7 protein-coding genes are annotated in these 18,641 nt (G+C 46.6%); 4 read left to right on the plus strand and 3 right to left on the minus strand.

Features of this window, described 5'->3' with window-relative positions; translation table 11 throughout:
- The first annotated feature begins 6 nt into the window (after positions 1 to 6).
- The 4 genes from QUA07_RS04405 (at position 7) to QUA07_RS04420 (ending at position 14,926) form a co-directional block, all read left to right on the plus strand.
- Complete coding sequence (locus tag QUA07_RS04405; RefSeq protein ID WP_333322905.1) at positions 7 to 3,240, plus strand: amino acid adenylation domain-containing protein; 3,234 nt, start codon at positions 7 to 9, stop codon at positions 3,238 to 3,240.
- Positions 3,237 to 8,993, plus strand: a complete 5,757-nt coding sequence (locus tag QUA07_RS04410; RefSeq protein ID WP_333322907.1) for an amino acid adenylation domain-containing protein — start codon at positions 3,237 to 3,239, stop codon at positions 8,991 to 8,993. The genes QUA07_RS04405 and QUA07_RS04410 overlap by 4 nt, the downstream gene beginning before the upstream one ends.
- A 177-nt stretch (positions 8,994 to 9,170) precedes the next feature.
- The gene (locus QUA07_RS04415; RefSeq protein WP_333322909.1) at positions 9,171 to 13,511 is read left to right on the plus strand and encodes an amino acid adenylation domain-containing protein; all 4,341 of its coding nucleotides are present in this window, start codon (positions 9,171 to 9,173) and stop codon (positions 13,509 to 13,511) included.
- Positions 13,512 to 13,570: 59 nt separating this feature from the next.
- Positions 13,571 to 14,926 carry an aspartate aminotransferase family protein gene (locus QUA07_RS04420; protein ID WP_333322911.1) on the plus strand — a complete coding sequence of 452 codons (1,356 nt, stop codon included), beginning with the start codon at positions 13,571 to 13,573 and terminating at the stop codon, positions 14,924 to 14,926.
- 287 nt (positions 14,927 to 15,213) lie between these two features.
- On the opposite strand, the gene QUA07_RS04425 is transcribed toward QUA07_RS04420, so the two are convergent.
- The 3 genes from QUA07_RS04425 to QUA07_RS04435 form a co-directional block, all read right to left on the minus strand.
- Complete coding sequence (locus QUA07_RS04425; protein WP_333085237.1) at positions 15,214 to 16,254, minus strand: tetratricopeptide repeat protein; 1,041 nt, start codon at positions 16,252 to 16,254, stop codon at positions 15,214 to 15,216.
- 450 nt (positions 16,255 to 16,704) lie between these two features.
- A complete protein-coding gene (locus tag QUA07_RS04430; protein ID WP_333147423.1) occupies positions 16,705 to 17,478 on the minus strand; it encodes a BMC domain-containing protein in 774 nt (257 codons plus the stop codon).
- Positions 17,479 to 17,683: 205 nt separating this feature from the next.
- Positions 17,684 to 18,361, minus strand: a complete 678-nt coding sequence (locus tag QUA07_RS04435; RefSeq protein WP_333085235.1) for a carbon dioxide concentrating mechanism protein — start codon at positions 18,359 to 18,361, stop codon at positions 17,684 to 17,686.
- Between the last annotated feature and the right edge of the window lie 280 nt (positions 18,362 to 18,641).

Raw genomic sequence — 18,641 nt, forward strand, 5'->3', positions numbered from 1 at the left:
TGAGAAATGCAAAACGAAACAATCGAAGGGTTTAGACTTTCTCCACAACAACGACACCTGTGGAGGTTACAGCAAAATAATCCTAAACAGATCTATCGGGTGCGAGGTGGAATTTTAATTTCAGGAAACCTTGATAAAAAGATTCTTAAAAAGGCGCTGCAAAATGTCGTAAATCGGCACGAAATCCTGCGGACTAGCTTTCACTGCTTGTCTGGGATGACACTACCCCTGCAAGCGATCGCCAGCATTGGTGAAGTTCCTATCTCGGAACACAATCTCAGCGGTTTGTCTCCCGAAGAACAAGAATCTAAAATTGAAGCGCTTTTTCAGCAACTAAATCTGCTTGCTTTTGATTTTGAGCGCGGCCCACTTTGGCACATCTCTTTAGTCACTCTCGCCCAAGACAAGCACCTATTGCTGGGGAACTTCTCTGCCTTAATTGCAGATAGCGTCACCCTGAAAAATTTTACCCGCGAACTCAGTCTTTCCTACTCAGCCTATACGTGCCAAGAAGAAGCAGCCTATGAGCCAATGCAATATGCCGATATTGCTGAGTGGCAAAATGAGTTACTAGAATCAGAAGAAACGGCAAGCGGCAAAGAATACTGGCGAAAGCTGAACCTTGAATCTTGGGATTTATTAACACTTCCTTGGGAAAAGAAGAATGGAGAAGCGGAATTTTTGCCGCTAGTAGAAAGGGTGGAAATTCGGGGTAATTTGTTGAACAGCCTGGAAGCGATCGCCCCACAGCACAAAAGCGATATTTCTGCCTTCCTGCTGACTTGCTGGCAAATTCTCATTTGGCGGCTTACCAGAGAGCAAAACCCGATAATCGGCGTAGCCATTGACGGCAGAAAATATGAAGAATTAGAACACTCTCTGGGGCTGCTGTGCAAATACTTACCCCTACGATGCCCAGTGCAAGACGAGTTAAATTTCTCACAAGCGAGGCAGCAAGTTGAGCTTAATCTCAACGAGATGTCCAACTGGCAAGAATATTTTAGCTGGGAAGAAATCCTAGAAAACGAAAAAAGCAGCAGCTTTTGGCCCGTCTGCTTTGAGTTCCAAGCAGAGCCTAAGAACTATGGTAATTCAGACGTTTCATTTTCCCTTGTTCGGCAAGATGCCTGCCTAGAGCCATTCAAACTCAAGCTCTCCTGCCTCCGCCTGTGCAATTCCCTAAGCGCTGAATTTCACTATGATTCCGCTTTATTTGGTGCGGCAGATATAAAGCGCTTGTCACAACACTTTCAGGCGCTCTTAGAAAGCACAGTCAAAAATCCCGAAGTCGCTATCAGTCAGGTAGACATACTGAGCGATCGCGATCGGCTGCAACTTCTCATTGACTTTAACCAAACTCAAAAAGATTACCCGACAAATAAATGCGTTCATCAGCTTTTTGAAGAACAAGCAGAACGCAACCCAGACAGCATTGCCGTCGTCTTTGAAAGTCAACAAATCACCTACCGAGAACTCAACGATCGCGCCAATCAACTCGCCCGTCACCTGCAAAACTTGGGAGTTGAACCAGAAGTCGTTGTTGGCATTTGCCTCGATCGCTCCTTAGAAACAATCGTAGGAATGCTGGGCGTACTCAAAGCCGGTGGTGCCTATTTACCGATCGATCCAACGACCCCAATAGAGCGCAAAGCGCTAATGCTAGAAGACGCTCAGGTGAAGGTTTTGCTCGTACAACAGCGGCTCATCGAAAGCTTGCCGAAAACTCAGGTAAATATTGTTTCCATCGATACAGACATTCCCACTACTTCTGCCTCTTACACGCCTCGCGCCTCTTCTGACAATTTAGCTTACGTCATCTATACTTCCGGTTCCACTGGCACGCCCAAGGGAGTCGCGATCGAACACCGGCAACTGCTCAATTACCTGTACGCTATTCAGGAAAGATTAAACTTGCCATCAGGTGCCAATTTTGCCACCGTTTCAACCTTCGCCGCCGACTTAGGAAACACAGCGATTTTCCCCGCCCTTTGTTTCGGCGGTTGCCTGCATATAGTATCCCAAGAACGCGCAACCGATCCAGAAGCGCTGAGTGAATATTTCGGCCGCAATCCCATCGACTGCCTCAAAATAGTTCCCTCTCACCTAGCCGCCCTTTTAAATTGCTCTCAACCCAAGTCTATTTTGCCTGGTAAACGGCTTGTTTTAGGAGGTGAATCTGCCAACTGGAGCTTAATTAAAACACTTCGCAATCTTGCTCCCAGTTGCTCAGTATTCAATCACTACGGGCCAACAGAAACAACTGTAGGTGTCCTGACTTATCAAGTAGAATTTGATAAAATTGGGTGCGATTTAGACACGGTTCCACTCGGTCTTCCGATTGCCAACACTCAGATTTATATCTTGGATTCTTACTTGCAGCCGGTGCCGATAGGCGTACCTGGTGAACTCTACATCGGCGGTGATAATTTGGCGCGCGGATATCTTAACCGCCCTGAATTAACCGCAGAAAAATTTATTCCCAATCCATTTGACGCGCAGTCACATCTTTATAAAACGGGTGATTTGGCTCGTTATTTGCCAGACGGAAACATCGAATTTATCGGGCGAATTGACGGCCAAGTAAAAATTCGCGGTTTCCGCATTGAATTGGGAGAAATTGAGGCGGTGCTGGGGCAGCATCCAGATATCGCGCAGGCTGTAGTTGTGGCGCGGGAAGACGAGATGGCACAAAAGCGCCTCGTGGCTTATTTGATTTCCGACCAGAAACAAGCACCTACCCACAAGGAAATTCGCAATTTTTTAACGTCAAAATTGCCGGAGTACATGGTGCCTTCTGCTTTTGTGATACTCAAAAGTTTGCCTTTAACTTCTAACGGAAAAGTAGACCGACGAGCACTGCCCGCACCTGACGCAATGCGACCGGAGTTGACAGGAAACTTTGTCGCCCCTCGCACAAATATCGAGGAAGTTTTAGCCGCTATCTGGGCTGAAGTTCTCAAAATTGAAAAAGTCGGCATTTACGACAACTTTTTTGAATTAGGAGGGCATTCCCTATTAGCAACTCAAGTAATTTCCAGAGTGCGCCAAGCATTTCAGGTCGAGTTGCCTTTGCACCGTTTATTTGAGTCGGCCACAGTCGCTGATTTTGCAGTAGCGATCGCGCAAAAGCAAGCCGAACAAACAGACAATGAAATCCTCGCTCAGGTGTTAGCAGACCTCGAGCAACTGTCAGAAGCACAAATTCAGGAAATTCTCGCCCAGCAAGGAGTCAGCAAATGAGTGATTTAATCGAACGCATCGCGGCTCTTTCTCCTGAAAAGCGCGAGTTGCTGTTGCAGCGACTAAACCAGAAAAAAGAAAGCGTTTCGCTAGAAAAAATTCTGCCTCAAAGTCGAGAGTCTAACACTTTTCCTCTGTCGTTTGCTCAACAGCGGTTGTGGTTTTTTGAGCAACTAACTCCAGGCAACTTTACCTATCACATCCTCGCCGGCGTGGGTTTGACGGGAACACTCGACGCGAGAGCCCTCGATCGCAGTCTCAACGAACTTGTCAAGCGTCATGAAGTTTTGCGAACGGCTTTTAAGACAATAAACGGGCAACCCGTTCAGGCGATCGCTTCCAATCTGGAATTGAAAATTTTAGAAATAGATTTGCGATCGCTTCCTGAAACTGAACGATCTCGCGAAGTTGAACGGTTAATCGCCGCAGAAGCAAAGCTTGCTTTCAACCTCTCACAAGCACCCTTATTGCGTGCCAAATTGCTGCACTTGAGCGATTCAAACTGGGTGCTGCTATTGAGTACGCACCACATCATTTCCGATGCCTGGTCAATGGGAATATTCATCCAGGAAGTCGCCACGTTTTATCAAGCATTTTCCACGGGCCAACCCTCTCCCCTTCCCGAACTGTCGGTACAGTACGCAGACTTTGCAAGTTGGCAGCGCCAGTGGTTGCAGGGAGAAGTTTTAGAGACGCAGGTTGCTTACTGGAAAAAACAGCTCGGAGGCAATCTTCCGGTAATAAATTTGCCAACCGATCGCCCCCGCTCGGCAGTACAAACCTTCCGAGGTGCGGTGCATAAATTCACCATTCCCAAGGCAATCGCAGAGGAAATCGCCCAATTAAGCCAGCGGGAAAAAGCTACTTTATTTATGACCCTACTGGCAGCGTTTAAAACGTTGCTATATCGCTACACCGGGCAAGAAGATATTTTAGTCGGCTCCCCCATTGCTAACCGCAACCGACGCGAAATCGAGGAATTAATTGGCTTATTTGCTAACACCTTAGTTTTCCGCACCAATCTGTCGAGCAACCCGACTTTTAAAGAGTTACTGGCTCGCGTGCGAGAAGTAGCTCTCGGCGCGTATAACCACCAGGATTTGCCCTTCGAGAAACTGGTAGAAATCATACACCACGAACGAGATTTAAGTCATAATCCGCTATTTCAGGTATTGTTTTCTCTGCGAAATGTTCGGACGCCGCAGATAAAATTGCCTGGAGTGACGTTGAGCAATTTAGAAATAGAACGGAAAACGGCGAGATTTGATTTAGCGCTTGACCTGGAGGAAGGATTAGAGGGTATTAATGCAACGCTTGAGTATAGCGAAGATTTGTTTGACGCTAGCACTGCACGGCGGATAGCCGGACATTTTATAACCTTACTAGAAAGTATAGCTGCTAATCCCGAACAGCGCCTTTCAAGTTTGCCAATGTTGACGAAACCTGAACAGCAGCAACTACTATTCGAGTGGAACAATACTCAATCCGAAATTCCTAAAAATCAGTGCGTACACGAATTATTTGAAGCGCAGGCAGAGCGGACGCCGGATGCGATTGCTGTCGTATTTAAAAATGAATATCTGACTTACCGGGAACTGAACAAAAAAGCAAATAACCTCGCAAGTTACTTGCAAAAAATCGGTGTCAACCCAGAAGTTTTGGTGGGAATTTATGTCGAGCGTTCCCTAGAAATGGTGGTAGGGCTTCTCGGCATTCTCAAAGCCGGTGGCGCTTATGTTCCCCTAGATCCAGCGTATCCACCAGAGCGCCTTGCCTTCATGCTGGAAGACGCGAAAATTTCCGTGTTACTCACTCAGAAGAAGCTATTAGAAACCCTGCCAAAAAATAGCGCCTCCCTCGTGTTTCTGGATGCAGATTGGGAAGGCATATCGAGCTGCGACGAGCCAGTCGTGGGTTTACAAAATTCTTCCAATTTAGCCTATGTCATCTATACTTCAGGCTCAACAGGTAAACCCAAAGGAGTGCAAATTTCCCACGCCTCTGCCGTTAACTTCTTGAGTTCTATGCGCCAACAACTCGCGATCGCAAACCGAGATGTTTGGCTAGCAGTAACATCCTTATCTTTTGACATTGCAGCGCTGGAACTGTTCCTGCCTATTACAACAGGTTCTCGCGTTGTGGTAGCCAGCCGAGAAGTGGCATCTAACGGGGAAAAGCTTTTAGAAACATTAACAAATTCTGGCGCGACAGTCATGCAAGCTACTCCAGCCAGTTGGAAAATGCTTTTAGCAGCAGGATGGCAGGGAAACAATCAATTAAAAATACTGTGCGGGGGAGAAGCTTTACCGCGACAACTAGCAAATCAGTTGCTTTTGCGCGGCGCTGCTGTGTGGAATTTATACGGCCCTACAGAAACCACTATCTGGTCTACTCTCTATCAGGTCGATCGCAAAGATGAATCAGTTTCCATCGGTCGCCCGATCGCTAACACTCAAATTTTCATCTTAGACCGCTATTTAATGCCGGTTCCCGTTGGCGTATTTGGCGAACTGCACATCGGCGGTGCCGGCTTATCTAGAGGCTACCTCAACCGGCCGGAACTGACAGCAGAGAAGTTTATTCCTAACCCCTTTGCAGAGGACGGAATTCATGCTTCATTCATCCTTCATCCTTCATCGTTTATTCTTTCAGGACGCCTCTATAAAACCGGGGACTTGGCTCGCTATCTCCCAGATGGAAACATTGATTTTATGGGACGAAGCGACCACCAGGTGAAAGTTCGCGGATTTCGCATCGAATTAGGCGAAATTGAAGCGGTACTCAGCCAATACCCAGCCGTGCGAGAAGCGATCGCACTGGTTCGAGAGGACAATCCGGGCGACAAGCGTTTAGTAGCTTATATCGTTGCTAACTCAGAACTCCGGGCCGGACACGGGGACACTACTCCTACGCATTCAGAATTTATTAATCACTTGCGTGTCTTTCTCAAACAAAAACTGCCGCAGTACATGATACCGTCAGCGTTTGTGCTGTTGGAAGCAATGCCTTTAACGCCTAACGGAAAGATCGATCGGCGATCGCTTAAAGCACCTGACACAAACACAGCAGAATTCGAGAGCAATTTTGCCGATCCTCGAACTCCCGACGAGCAATTAATAGCAGAAATTTGGGCCGAAGTTCTCGGTTTAGAGCGAGTTGGAATTCACGATAACTTCTTTGAATTGGGAGGTCATTCATTGCTGGCTACTCAGGCGATTTCTCGCCTGCGAGAAGCTTTTCAAGTTGAAGTACCCTTGCGCTCTCTTTTTGAATCGCCTACCGTCGCAACTGTCACCGAAAGCCTCTTGCAATATCGCGCCGAGCAAAAACAGAAAGCACCCCCCATCAAGCGGGCGTCAAGGCAGGGAGAATTGCCCCTTTCTTTTGCACAACAACGACTGTGGTTTCTCGACCAATTGCAGCCGGGGAATCCTGCCTATAATATCCCAGCAGCCGTGCGCTTGAAGGGGGCGCTAAATGTAGCCGTTCTAGAGCAAACTTTTCAGGAGATTATCAAGCGACACGAAGCATTGCGGACAAGTTTTAATTCGGTGGAAGGACGACCCGCTCAGGTTATTATTTCATCTTTTAATTTCACATTGGCGATCGTCAACTTAAGAGAGTTATCGCAAGCTGAACGAGAAGCCGAGGCAATGCGACTCGCCGCTGAAGAAGCGCGACAGCCTTTTGACCTAACAAAATGGCCGTTACTGCGCGTCACATTGTTACATCTTGACGAGACAGAATACCTGCTGTTACTGACAGTACACCACATCGTAGCTGATGGCTGGTCGATGGGGGTACTCGTGCGGGAAGTCGCGGCGCTTTATGAAGCTTTCAGCAGTGGCAAACCTTCTCCCCTACCCGAACTTTCTGTACAGTACGCAGACTATGCTGTTTGGCAAATAAAGTGGCTGCAAGGCGAAGTTCTCGAAGCAAAACTTGCTGACTGGAAGCAGCAGTTGGGTCAAATTTTGCCCCCGCTGCAATTGCCAGCAAAACAACCGCGTTCTGCTGTTTCTAGCAATCAAGCGGAGATTCAAGAATTCCAGCTTGATTGGCAACTTTCAGAAGCCCTAAACGCACTCAGTCGGCAACAAAATGTCACCTTATTTATGACCTTGTTGGCAGCACTTCAAACGCTGCTTTATCGCTACACAAATCAAGAAGATATTGTCGTCGGTACTGACCTAGCAAACCGCACACAAGTTGAGACTGAAGCTTTAATTGGTTTCTTTGTCAATATCCTCGTCTTGCGAACCGATATGCGCGGCAATCCTACATTTCGCCAACTGCTCGATCGCGTGCGCGAAGTCACCTTAAAAGCCTACGCTCACCAGGATTTACCATTCGACAAATTGGTGGAGGAATTGCGTCCCGATCGCACCCTGAGTCAGACACCGCTCTTTCAAGTTTTATTCGTCATGCAAAATGCGCCTATGCCGACTTTAGAAATGGCGGGTTTAACTTTAATCCCGGTTGCAATTGATAGCGGTACGGCTAAATTTGATTTGGCGCTATTTGTGTCGGAAACAGAGAAAGGAATTGTCGGTAGCTGGAAGTATAATTCCGACCTCTTTGACAGGGAGACAATCGCTCAAATGTCCAATCGCTTTGAAACCCTCCTCGGCAGCATTGTGGCGCAGCCTGACAGTCGTTTGAACACTTTAGAAATTCTCACAGAAGCCCAGAAGCAGAAACAAGCCATGCAAGAATTAAAGCGTGAAAAAAGCAATTTTAGTAAGTTCAAAAGCGTCAAGCCGAAGCCAGTGGCATTGCCGCAAGGCGAATTGATAAAAACCGAGTACCTACACCCCGACGAACTCTTTCCTTTAGTGGCAAAACCCGCAGTAGCCGATGTCGATCTCGCAGACTGGGCGAAAAATAACCGCGAATTTATAGAGGCAAAATTGCTACAGCATGGAGGGATTCTTTTTCGAGGATTCATCGGCCCTGTGGTTGCCGCCTTCGAGCAGTTTGCACTCTCAATTTGTTCGGAATTATTTGGGGAGTACGGGGATTTGCCACGCGAAGGAGTTAGCGGAAAAGTTTACGGTTCAACTCCTTACCCAGCAGATAAAGCTATCTTATTTCACAGCGAGAGTTCGCACCTGCACCGCTGGCCGATGAAAATCTGGTTTTTCTGCGTCCAGCCAGCGCAAGAAGGCGGAGAAACGCCGATTGTTGACTGCCGTAAAATTTACCAGTTGCTAGACCCGAAACTCAGAGAAAAATTTGCTCAAAAGCAAATTATGTACGTCCGTAACTACACAGACGGACTGGATGTAAGCTGGAAAGATTTTTTCCAAACAGAAGACAAATCCGTGGTTGAGGAATACTGCCGGCAAGCTGGGATGGAATTTGAGTGGAAACCAGGAAATAATTTGAGAACTCGCAAAATTCGCCCCGCAATTGCCCAGCACCCAAAAACCAAAGAGATGGTATTTTTCAATCAACTTCCCTTGCACCACATTTCCTGCTTAGATGCGGCAACCCGCGCTTCCTTGCTCTCTGTTTTTGGAGAAGAGAACCTCCCCCGCAATGTCTATTACGGTGACGGCACTCCTATTGAAGACTCGGTAATGGAAGAAATTCAGGCAGTGTACGCGCAAGCTGCTGTTAGTTTTCCCTGGCAAGCAGGAGACATCTTAATGCTAGATAATATGCTTGCCGCTCACAGTCGCAATCCATTTATCGGTTCGCGAAAAATTGTTGTAGCCATGGGCGAAATGATTCCTGAATCAGAAATTTAATTCCCTCTCATATCATTTCCGGTTACACCGGAATGATGTTGACTGTTGACTGTTCACTGTCAACAGTCAACCGTCAACAGTGAACTCGAATTTACTATTCCGATGCTAACGGATTTGATATCATCTCTTCCAGGCAAAGGTAACGAGAATAAAGTAGTGCTTTGATAAATAGGAACAATGCAAACAATTAATGGATTTCGGCTTTCACCCCAGCAAAAATATCTGTGGCTGTTGCAGCAAGACAGCCCTGCTTATCGCGTTCAATCTGCTATTTTGATCGAGGGAAGTCTTCAAACTGATAACCTAAAGAAAGCTTTAGAAAAAGTGAGCGATCGCCACGAAATTATCCGCACAAGCTTTCAGCGAAAGGCCGGGCTAAAAAATCCCATACAAGTTATCTCCGAACATAGCTCGGTTTCGTGGAATTGGGTTAACTTAAGTGAAGTAAATCCCCAGGAGCAAGAAGCCAAAATTGAAAAAATTTTTCAGCAAGAAAAGAGCGCTTTCTTCAACTTCGATCGCAATCCTGTTTGGCACTTGTCTTTAATTACACTTTCATCTGAGAGGCATATTTTGCTGGTCAGTTTGCCCGCACTATGCGCCGATAGTCGCACACTAAAAAATCTGGTTCAAGAAATCAGCCAGTGCTATGCCGCCTGCCTTCACGGCAAAGAAATTACCGATGAAGTTGTGCAATACATTCAATTTTCCGAATGGCACAATGAATTGCTCGAAGATGAGGAAGCGGCGGAGGGCAAAGAATACTGGACTGGGCATAATTTTTCAGCGCTAGCGAGTTTAAGGTTGCCGTTTGAAAATAGATTAATTAACGCGCCAGCTCAATTTACTCCCCAAGCTTTTGAGGTCAAATTAGAGTTAGCTTTGCTGGTTCAAGTGGAAGCCATCGCCCGCCAGTACAACACCTCACTTTCTACATTCTTGCTCGCTTGCTGGAAAATTTTGCTCTGGCGGCTGATTGGCCAATCAGAGCTCACTGTTGGCGTGGCATTCGACGGTCGAAAATACGAAGAACTAGAGCCAGCGCTTGGGCTGTTTGCCAAATTTTTACCGCTGCGGGGCCAACTAACAGAAAACTTTTCCTTCGCGGAAACATTGCAGCAAATTCAGCAGGAAGAACGCGAAGCATACAAGTATCAAGAATATTTCTCCCACGAATATCTAGGTAACTCTTCCGGATTTCCATTTGGTTTCGAGTTTGAGGAACAGCTCGAAAAGCATTCGGCTAGTGGCGTATTTTTTTCGATTTACAAGCAGTATGCGTGCTGCGATCGCTTCAAAGTTAAACTCTCTTGCCACCGCCTAAATGACTCGCTCGCCGCTGAGTTTCACTACGATCCTATCTTCCTTGCAGACAACAGTATCCGGTGCTTGGCAGAGCAATTTTACGCCTTGGTGCAAAGTGTAGCCAGCAACCCACAAACCGCAATCGGCAAGCTCGAAATGCTGAGCGATCGCGCCCGCCATCAATTATTAGTAGAATTCAACAGCACAAAAGCAAATTACCAGCTCGATAAGTGCGTTCACCACCTTTTTGAAGAACAAGCAGAGCGATGGCCGCACCGCATAGCTGCTGTTTGTGAAAATCAGCAAATTACCTACAGCGAACTCAACGCCCGCGCTAACAAAATCGCCCATTACTTGCAGCAATTAGGCATAAAACCAGAGGTGATTGTCGGCATTTGCGCCGATCGCTCTTTAGAGGCGATCGCTGGAATTCTAGGCATCCTCAAAGCAGGTGGCGCGTACCTACCGCTCGACCCAGCCATGCCCAAAGAGCGCCTAGCATTGCTGGTGCAAAATGCTCAGACTCCTGTGTTGTTAACGCAACAGCATCTCATCAAAAATTTGCCGGAAACTCAGGCACATATCGTCTGCTTAGATACAGACCTCCCCTCTTTTTCTCCTACTACTTTCGTCTCTGCTTCTCCTGAAAATTTAGCTTACATTATCTATACCTCCGGTTCCACCGGCACCCCCAAAGGAGTCGCCATTGAACACCGACAACTGCTCAATTACCTGCACGGAATTCAGGAAAAATTAAACCTGCCATCAGGTGCAAATTATGCCACCGTTTCTACCTTCGCCGCCGACTTGGGAAACACCGTTATTTTTCCGGCTTTGTGTTCGGGTGGATGCCTGCACATCATCTCTCAAGAACGCGCAACCGATTCAGAATCAATGGGCGCTTATTTTCAGCAACATTCTATCGATTGTCTGAAAATTGTTCCCTCTCACTTAAAAGCTTTGTTGAGCGCTTCTAACGCCTCGCAAATCTTGCCGAAAAAGCGATTAATTCTCGGCGGTGAGCCTTTGATGTGGAATTTAATTGAAACAATTCAGAAATACAATCCAGACTGTTCGATCTTCAACCATTACGGGCCGACAGAAACAACTGTAGGCGTGCTGACTTATCAGGTAAAAATGCAAGGCGATCGCATTTCCCAGACAGTTCCTTTAGGTCGCCCGCTACCCAACACGCAGATTTATTTGCTCGATTCGCACTTGCAGCCAGTTCCTGTAGGGGTAGCCGGTGAATTATATATTGCTGGGGCGGGATTGGCTCGCGGCTATCTAAACCAACCAGAACTCACTGCAGAAAAATTTATTTGCAATTCATTGACTCAGGAACCGGAAACTCGACTTTACAAAACTGGCGACTTAGCTCGCTATTTGCCAGACGGAAATATAGAATTTATCGGTCGCGTCGATCGCCAAGTAAAGCTGCGAGGTTTCCGCATTGAATTAGGGGAAATTGAGGCGGGGCTGTCTCATCATCCCTCTGTACGCGAGGCAGCCGTTTTACTTCAGGAAAATGAACCGGGAAATCAGCGTTTAGTCGCCTATATCGTTTCTCACTCAAAACTCAGCGTTCAGGAATCACAACTAATTGAAAACCTGCGTTCATTCCTCAAAGAAAAGCTGCCCGAATACATGATACCTTCTGCTTTTGTGGTTCTGAAAGCGCTGCCACTGACTCCCAATGGCAAAATAGACCGTCAAGCGCTTCCTGCACCGTCCATAGCAGCCAATTTTACAGATACGTTTGTAGGCCCTCGCACTCCCGGTGAGGAGATTCTTGCCGGAATTTGGAGCCAGCTTCTCAACCTTAAAAAGGTAGGAATTTACGACAATTTCTTTGACTTGGGGGGACACTCATTACTGATTACTCAGTTGTTAGCCAAAGTGCGAGAATCTTTTCAGGTGGAATTGCCTTTGCGCGTTTTGTTTGAAGCTCCTACTGTAGCTGGTTTAGCTGAAAAAATCGAAATGCAACAAGGGGGCAACACAGCGGGCGATCGCACTGCAAGTTTCGATATTAACGCGGAAGTTGTTTTAGACCCGACAATTCGCCCTGCAACTCCATTGAGCGAGCCAAACACTGAACCAGCTTGCATTTTCTTAACAGGGGCGACGGGCTTTTTGGGAGCTTTTTTACTCCGCGACCTTTTGCAACAAACTCAAGCAGAAATTTATTGCCTAGTCCGTTCTGCCGATGCAGAATCAGCCAAAAAACGGATTCAAAGCAGCCTCAAATCCTATTTAATTTGGGATGAAACCAGCAGCGATCGCATTATCCCAATTGCGGGAGATTTGTCTCAACCGCTTTTGGGACTTTCCGAGGAGCAGTTCCGAGTTTTAGCCAGTAAAATTGATGTCATTTACCACAATGGCGCGTTTGTCAAGTTTACTTATCCCTACTCGGTTCTCAAACCCGCTAACGTTTTGGGGACGCAGGAAGTTCTGAGATTGGCGAGTCAAAGTAAGCTAAAACCAGTCCATTTAATTTCTACCATTTCCGTTTTCTCGGCAAGGGGAGAATCTGGGATTAAAGTCGTGCGAGAAGAGGATGAACTTACTCCGGGAGAAAGTCTCAAGGGCGCTTACACTCAGACTAAATGGGTGGCAGAAAAGTTAGTAGAGGTCGCGCGCGATCGTGGCATTCCTGTGAGCATTTACAGGCCCGGTCGCATTTCTGGGGACAGCCAAACAGGGGCTTGCAATCCGAGTGACTTACTGTACAGGTTAATCGCTGGTTGCGTGCAACTTGGATGTGCGCCCGATGACGATAAGCTGATGAATGTAGCGCCTGTTGACTATGTGAGCCGAGCGATCGTTCATCTTTCGAGCCAAAAAGAATTGCTCGGAAAGACTTTTCATTTAGTCAACACTCAGTCCTTTCAAATGAGTGAATTGCTTGGCTGGATTGGCTCAATGGGTTATCCAATCAAACGAGTTTCTTCTGAGACTTGGCAAGCAGAAATAATCAATCGCGCTGGAAATTCTCCCGATCATGCTTTGTACCCGCTAGTCGGTCTTTTCTCCGAAAAAGTTTCTGAAGCGGAAATGCCACAATCAGGAACGCTACATTTCGATTGCCAAAATACGCTAGATGGACTTGCTACCACTGACATCACCTGTCCCCAAGCGGATGCGAATTTGTTTCGCACTTACTTTTCGTATCTCGCGGATTGTGGCTTGATAGGTAGCCGCAATTAAAACCTGTAAGGGCGCAAAGCATTGCGCCCCTACCTGACTCAATCTCTGGAGAATTCAAAATGAACGAACAATTGCAGCAAAGACACATGAAAGCGCTCATAGATCGCTACACCGATCGCACAAAGACCTCTAAGAATTTCGCGCAAAAATACCGTCCGGTTCTCGCTGACAATCGGGCTTCAGATGGGTTTCGCTTTCCCGTCAAGGAGATGTTTTATCCCATTGTAGCCGATCGCTCGCTTGGCTCTAAAATGTGGGATGTTGATGGCAACGAATACATCGATATCACAATGGGATTTGGCATCAATCTTTTCGGTCATAATCCGCCCTTTATTAAAGAAGCCCTATTAGAGCAACTCGATCGCGGCGTGCAAATTGGCGCACAAGCAGACCTTGCCGGAGAAGTTGCGGAATTAATCTGCGAATTAACGGGAATGGAGCGCGTCGCTTTTTCTAATACCGGCACTGAAGCAGTGATGGCAGCTCTACGATTAGCTAGAGCGGCAACTAAACGCAATAAAATTGCTTTGTTTTCTGGTTCTTATCACGGTCATTTTGACGGAACTCTCGCAGTTGTAAAAAAGATAGATGGCGATTTACGCACCATTCCAAAAGCGCCAGGAATTCCCGCTAATTTTATTGAAGATGTTTTAGTTTTGGATTACGGAAGCCCTCATGCCCTGGAAATTATCAAAGCTCATCAGCACGAATTAGCGGCGGTTCTCGTGGAGCCGGTGCAAAGCCGCCGTCTCGATTTGCAACCCAAAGAATTTCTCCACCAACTCAGGCAATTAACAAAAGAATCAGAAATTGCGCTGATTTTTGATGAAATGGTTACTGGTTTCCGAATTCATCAAGGCGGGGCGCAGGCGTGGTTTGGCATTGAGGCAGATATTGCAACTTACGGTAAAATTGTCGGGGGCGGTATGCCCATTGGAGTTATCGCTGGAAAAGCTGCTTATATGGATAAAATTGACGGCGGTTTGTGGAACTACGGCGATGATTCCTACCCCCAGGTAAAAACAACAATTTTGGCCGGCACTTTTTGCAAGCACCCACTTGCTCTGGCCGCGGCGCGTTCCGTGCTGCGCTATCTTAAAAGTCAAGGCCCAGCTCTTCAGCAGCAGTTGAATCAGCGAACTTCGCAGCTAGTTGAAACCCTGAATGCTTATTTCAAAGAAAATGAAGTCTCTGTCTGGCTTGTAAATTTCGGATCGCAATTTCGCGCTGCTGCATCCGTTGAGATAGATCCGCTACTTTTTCACTTACTCGAAAAGCGTATTTTCATATCGGAAGGTCGTAGCTGCTTTCTCTCCACCGCCCACACTCATGAAGACACAGAGTGCATTATTCAGGCGGTTAAAGAGAGCATTCAAGAAATGCGCGAAGGAGGCTTTTTCCCGACTCAACAATAAACTTGGTTTGTGATCTCGCGCATTTTTAACGGAATCAGATTTAACTCACCTCCGAACCTCAATTTTCAGGAATGGAGAACTGGGTGAGCATTAGGGACAGAAATTATTGAATATTTCTACTTACCATTGTCTCGGATGATTCACTTTGATCTACTCAATCCATGTAGGCTGCCCGTTGGGGGTTGCGGAATTTGGGTTTAAATGTCTGTGCGTTGCATCTGCGGTTTCCTCGCTCAAAGATTGAGGCAATAAGTCTAATGAATAATGGCTAGTGACTACTTACTAAATCAATCATTAATAAATTCACCTTCACAGATAATCGAGTCTCTGTTCTCCAAATCTTCTTGATTCCAGACCGCGTTTAATGCTGCGGAACTTAAGGAAGTTGACATCGTATTTAAGGTTGTATTGTAGTATTCGACAGCATTATTAAGTTCTACCTGCGGCGCTTCCTTAAAGTACGAATTAATATCAGGCGTGCACCGCTGGGCCTGGTAGTATACATAAGCTTCCGCATTAATGCACATTACGTGGTAAAAATCCTTATTTGCTGCCGTCACATCTCCAAGTTTATACAGTGCTAAACCCCGGTTGAGATAAGCTTTAACATAGTTCGGATCGAGTTCTACTGCTTTGTCAAAGTCTTCAATTGCAAGCTGCATTTGTTTTAATTTATAGCGAACGCAACCTCTGTTATAATAGGCATAAACATTTTGTGGATCGATGGCGAGTGCAATGTTGTAATCTGCCATCGCCTGCGTATTGTCTCCTAATTGGTGGTAACAGAGACCTCGATTTATGTAAGCTTTGATATATTTAGGATTCAACCGCAGCGTTTCATTAAAGTTTTCCGTTGCTGCCTCTTTTTCTCCCAAAAGGTAGTAAGCGCGCCCCCGGTTGTAATAGGTTTTATAATTGTTGGAATTGATAGATAGAGCTCGATTGTAGTCTTCTATTGCTTCTTCGTAATTTCCTAAATTAGCAAGTACAAGTCCCCGGTTGTTGTAGATAGCGTGGCTGTTAGGCTTATTTGCTAAAGCGCAGTTGAGATCTTCAATGGCTTTTTCGTGTTCTCCGAGATGACGCCAAGCATTGCCTCGATTCAAGTAAGCCTCGAACAAATTAGGATTGATATCTAGGGCTTGGCTGAGGTCGGCGATCGCTTTTTGGTAGTCTTTCATGTAATAGTAAACCAAGCCGCGATTGTTATAGGCTTTGGCATCGGCGGGATTGAGCTGCAGTATCTGATCGAAATCCTCAAGTGCCGCTTCATAGTTTCCTTTCTTGGCGCTGTGCAAACCGCGCTTGTAAAATTGTTTGAGGTTCATAGGTCAACTTTCAAGAGTGCTTGATTCTGGGGGTTGATTCCTGTGCAGTCAGTTTTGAGTTCGACAGCCGTTCATCTGTTGAAAGAGCATCCACCTGCGGTTAGATTAACTCTTAAATGATTCCCGGCAATCTACCGTAAACAGGATTTTTGGTTTATTTTAACAGTAGTTAAATCCTGTTGAAAGGCTCTGCACGTCGGCTGGATTTACTTATTAGTCAGTTCGATTGTTTACCCGATCGACTTAATCTCAAAAGTCTAGTTTTACTTGGTGCTCTGTGTCTCTTGATGCGGCGGCGATCGGCTCGATCGCCAAATTAAGTTTGAGACCGCTACTCAGTATAAATTGTTACCAGCCGTCCTACCGAGTAAACTCTATATTTTTTTGACAAACTTCGTCTCAGTATTTGCTGCCGTACGTCTGTACAAACTTTTGTTGCCTAATTACCAATTACCGATTGATTTCCTCTTCCACATAAACTCTCAATTTCTCCAAATCGGGAAGTTCAATCAATTCTTGTTCCTTTTCCTTAACCGACACAGGCATCATCACCGGTTTACGGTGTTCGATCCAACAACTCGCCAGGGGCAAAGTTTGTTCCAAATCTTCCAAAGGCCTCGGAATTACCATCACCGCGTTCAACTCGCCAATTCGCTCAGCTTCGTACATCCCGGCTTCTACGGCTACTGCTACATCTGCAACTGCACCGCGAATAATTGCCGTACACAAACCGGCGCCAATTTTCTCGTAGGCTGCCAAGTGTACGTCTGCGGATTTGAGCATAGCATCGCAAGCACCGACCATTGCCGGAAATCCCCGGGTTTCGAGCAAACCGATCGCCTGATTGCTAAGCCGAGAATAATTGCCACTTTCGGAAAGTTCAGTCAGCCGAAAGCCGATCGGCAAAACCACTTCCAAATTAGCCAAAGGTCTAGGAATCACCAACTTAGAAACAAACTGCCCGAACTGTTCGGCAGTTTGAGCTCCAGCTTCCACAGCCAAACGCACATCGGAAATTCTGCCCCGGACGATCGCGGTACAGTGACCGGAACCAATTTTTTCGTATCCTACTAAAATCACTCCTGCCGACTTCAGCATCATGTCAGCAGTCCCCACAATTGCCGGAAAACTCTTGGTGGATACCAAACCCAAAGCAGTGTCTTTGAAGTATTCCTGGCGCTGCGATCGCTCTTCGTGACTGTTACGATCTGTTTGTCCGTCCATCTTCTATTACCCTTAGAAACTTCCCAAAATAAAAATTTGTTGATAGTTTATAGTTTCTCAGATGAGAAGACAGACTGCACGAGCTACAAGACACAGATTGCTACGGCAAGGCCTGACAAATTGCTGAGCTACCAATAATATGAGATTACCTATTTATATTTGATCTTTCTGCCTTCAGCATAGCTGCCTTTTGCCGAAATGACGGCTACCCGGAACCGCCCGATAGAGTTTGGCCGTTTTCCTCCGATCGATTAAAAGCTTGTCGGTGCGGAAACAGTGTCCCCAACAGCCGATTGATGTGAGCTTGACCGTAGAGAATAGTCGGCGTTTCCCCTGGTTGGGGCGGATCTGCGGCGGTGGATTCCGGCGGGTCTGGGGCCGTCTCCGGCGCAGTTTGAGGCGGTGTTTCGGGGGGTTGTGGCGGCTCGATCGGCTCGATCGGTCGATCGACTGGTGGCGTAGTGGCTTCGGGGGTTTCTGGTGATGTTGGCGCTGTTTTTGGCGCTGTTGCGGTTGCTTCTGGGGCGACTTGGCGGCTGGTATCTCCCATTAGAGAACCTGCTGGCATAATTTGCATTTTGTCAATACAAGGATTGATTAGGGTGGTCGCGGCGCCAATACAGGCATTTTCCCCGATCGTTCCCGCACCTACCACCAGCACTCCTGCACCAAGAATAACGCCCGCCGCGATTTCCAGAGTACCTTCACGGGCGTGAAGGATAACTCCCATACCGATACAGGCACCGGCGGCGATCGAGATCCGGCTTCCGGGATCTGCTTGCAGGATTGCTCCAGGGGCGATCGCCGCACCCTCATTCACAACTACATCGCCACTCATCAAAATCTGAGAGTTGCTACTTAATTGCAGTGGCGATAAATACATTCAACTTCACCATGAAAGGAGCGATTTTTTTAGATCAAAGGACTTTAAATTATGGGTTTTTTCGACTAATAAATTTAACCATGTCAATCTAAGAAACGATAATTTACTAATACTGAGAAGATTGATGCTTTAACGTTTTCTAGAAAGTTCCAGAAGATTCTAGATTTTGACCAACCCTTCTCAATCGAGCTTTTTAACTATCTCAAATCCAACTTTAATCCGCTTGGATTTCTCCCGTGGGCACCTGTGCGAGGGCTTAACGGGAGAAACAAGCTAATTA

This window comes from Microcoleus sp. T3_A4 (genome assembly GCF_036700465.1).
Lineage (GTDB): Bacteria > Cyanobacteriota > Cyanobacteriia > Cyanobacteriales > Microcoleaceae > Microcoleus.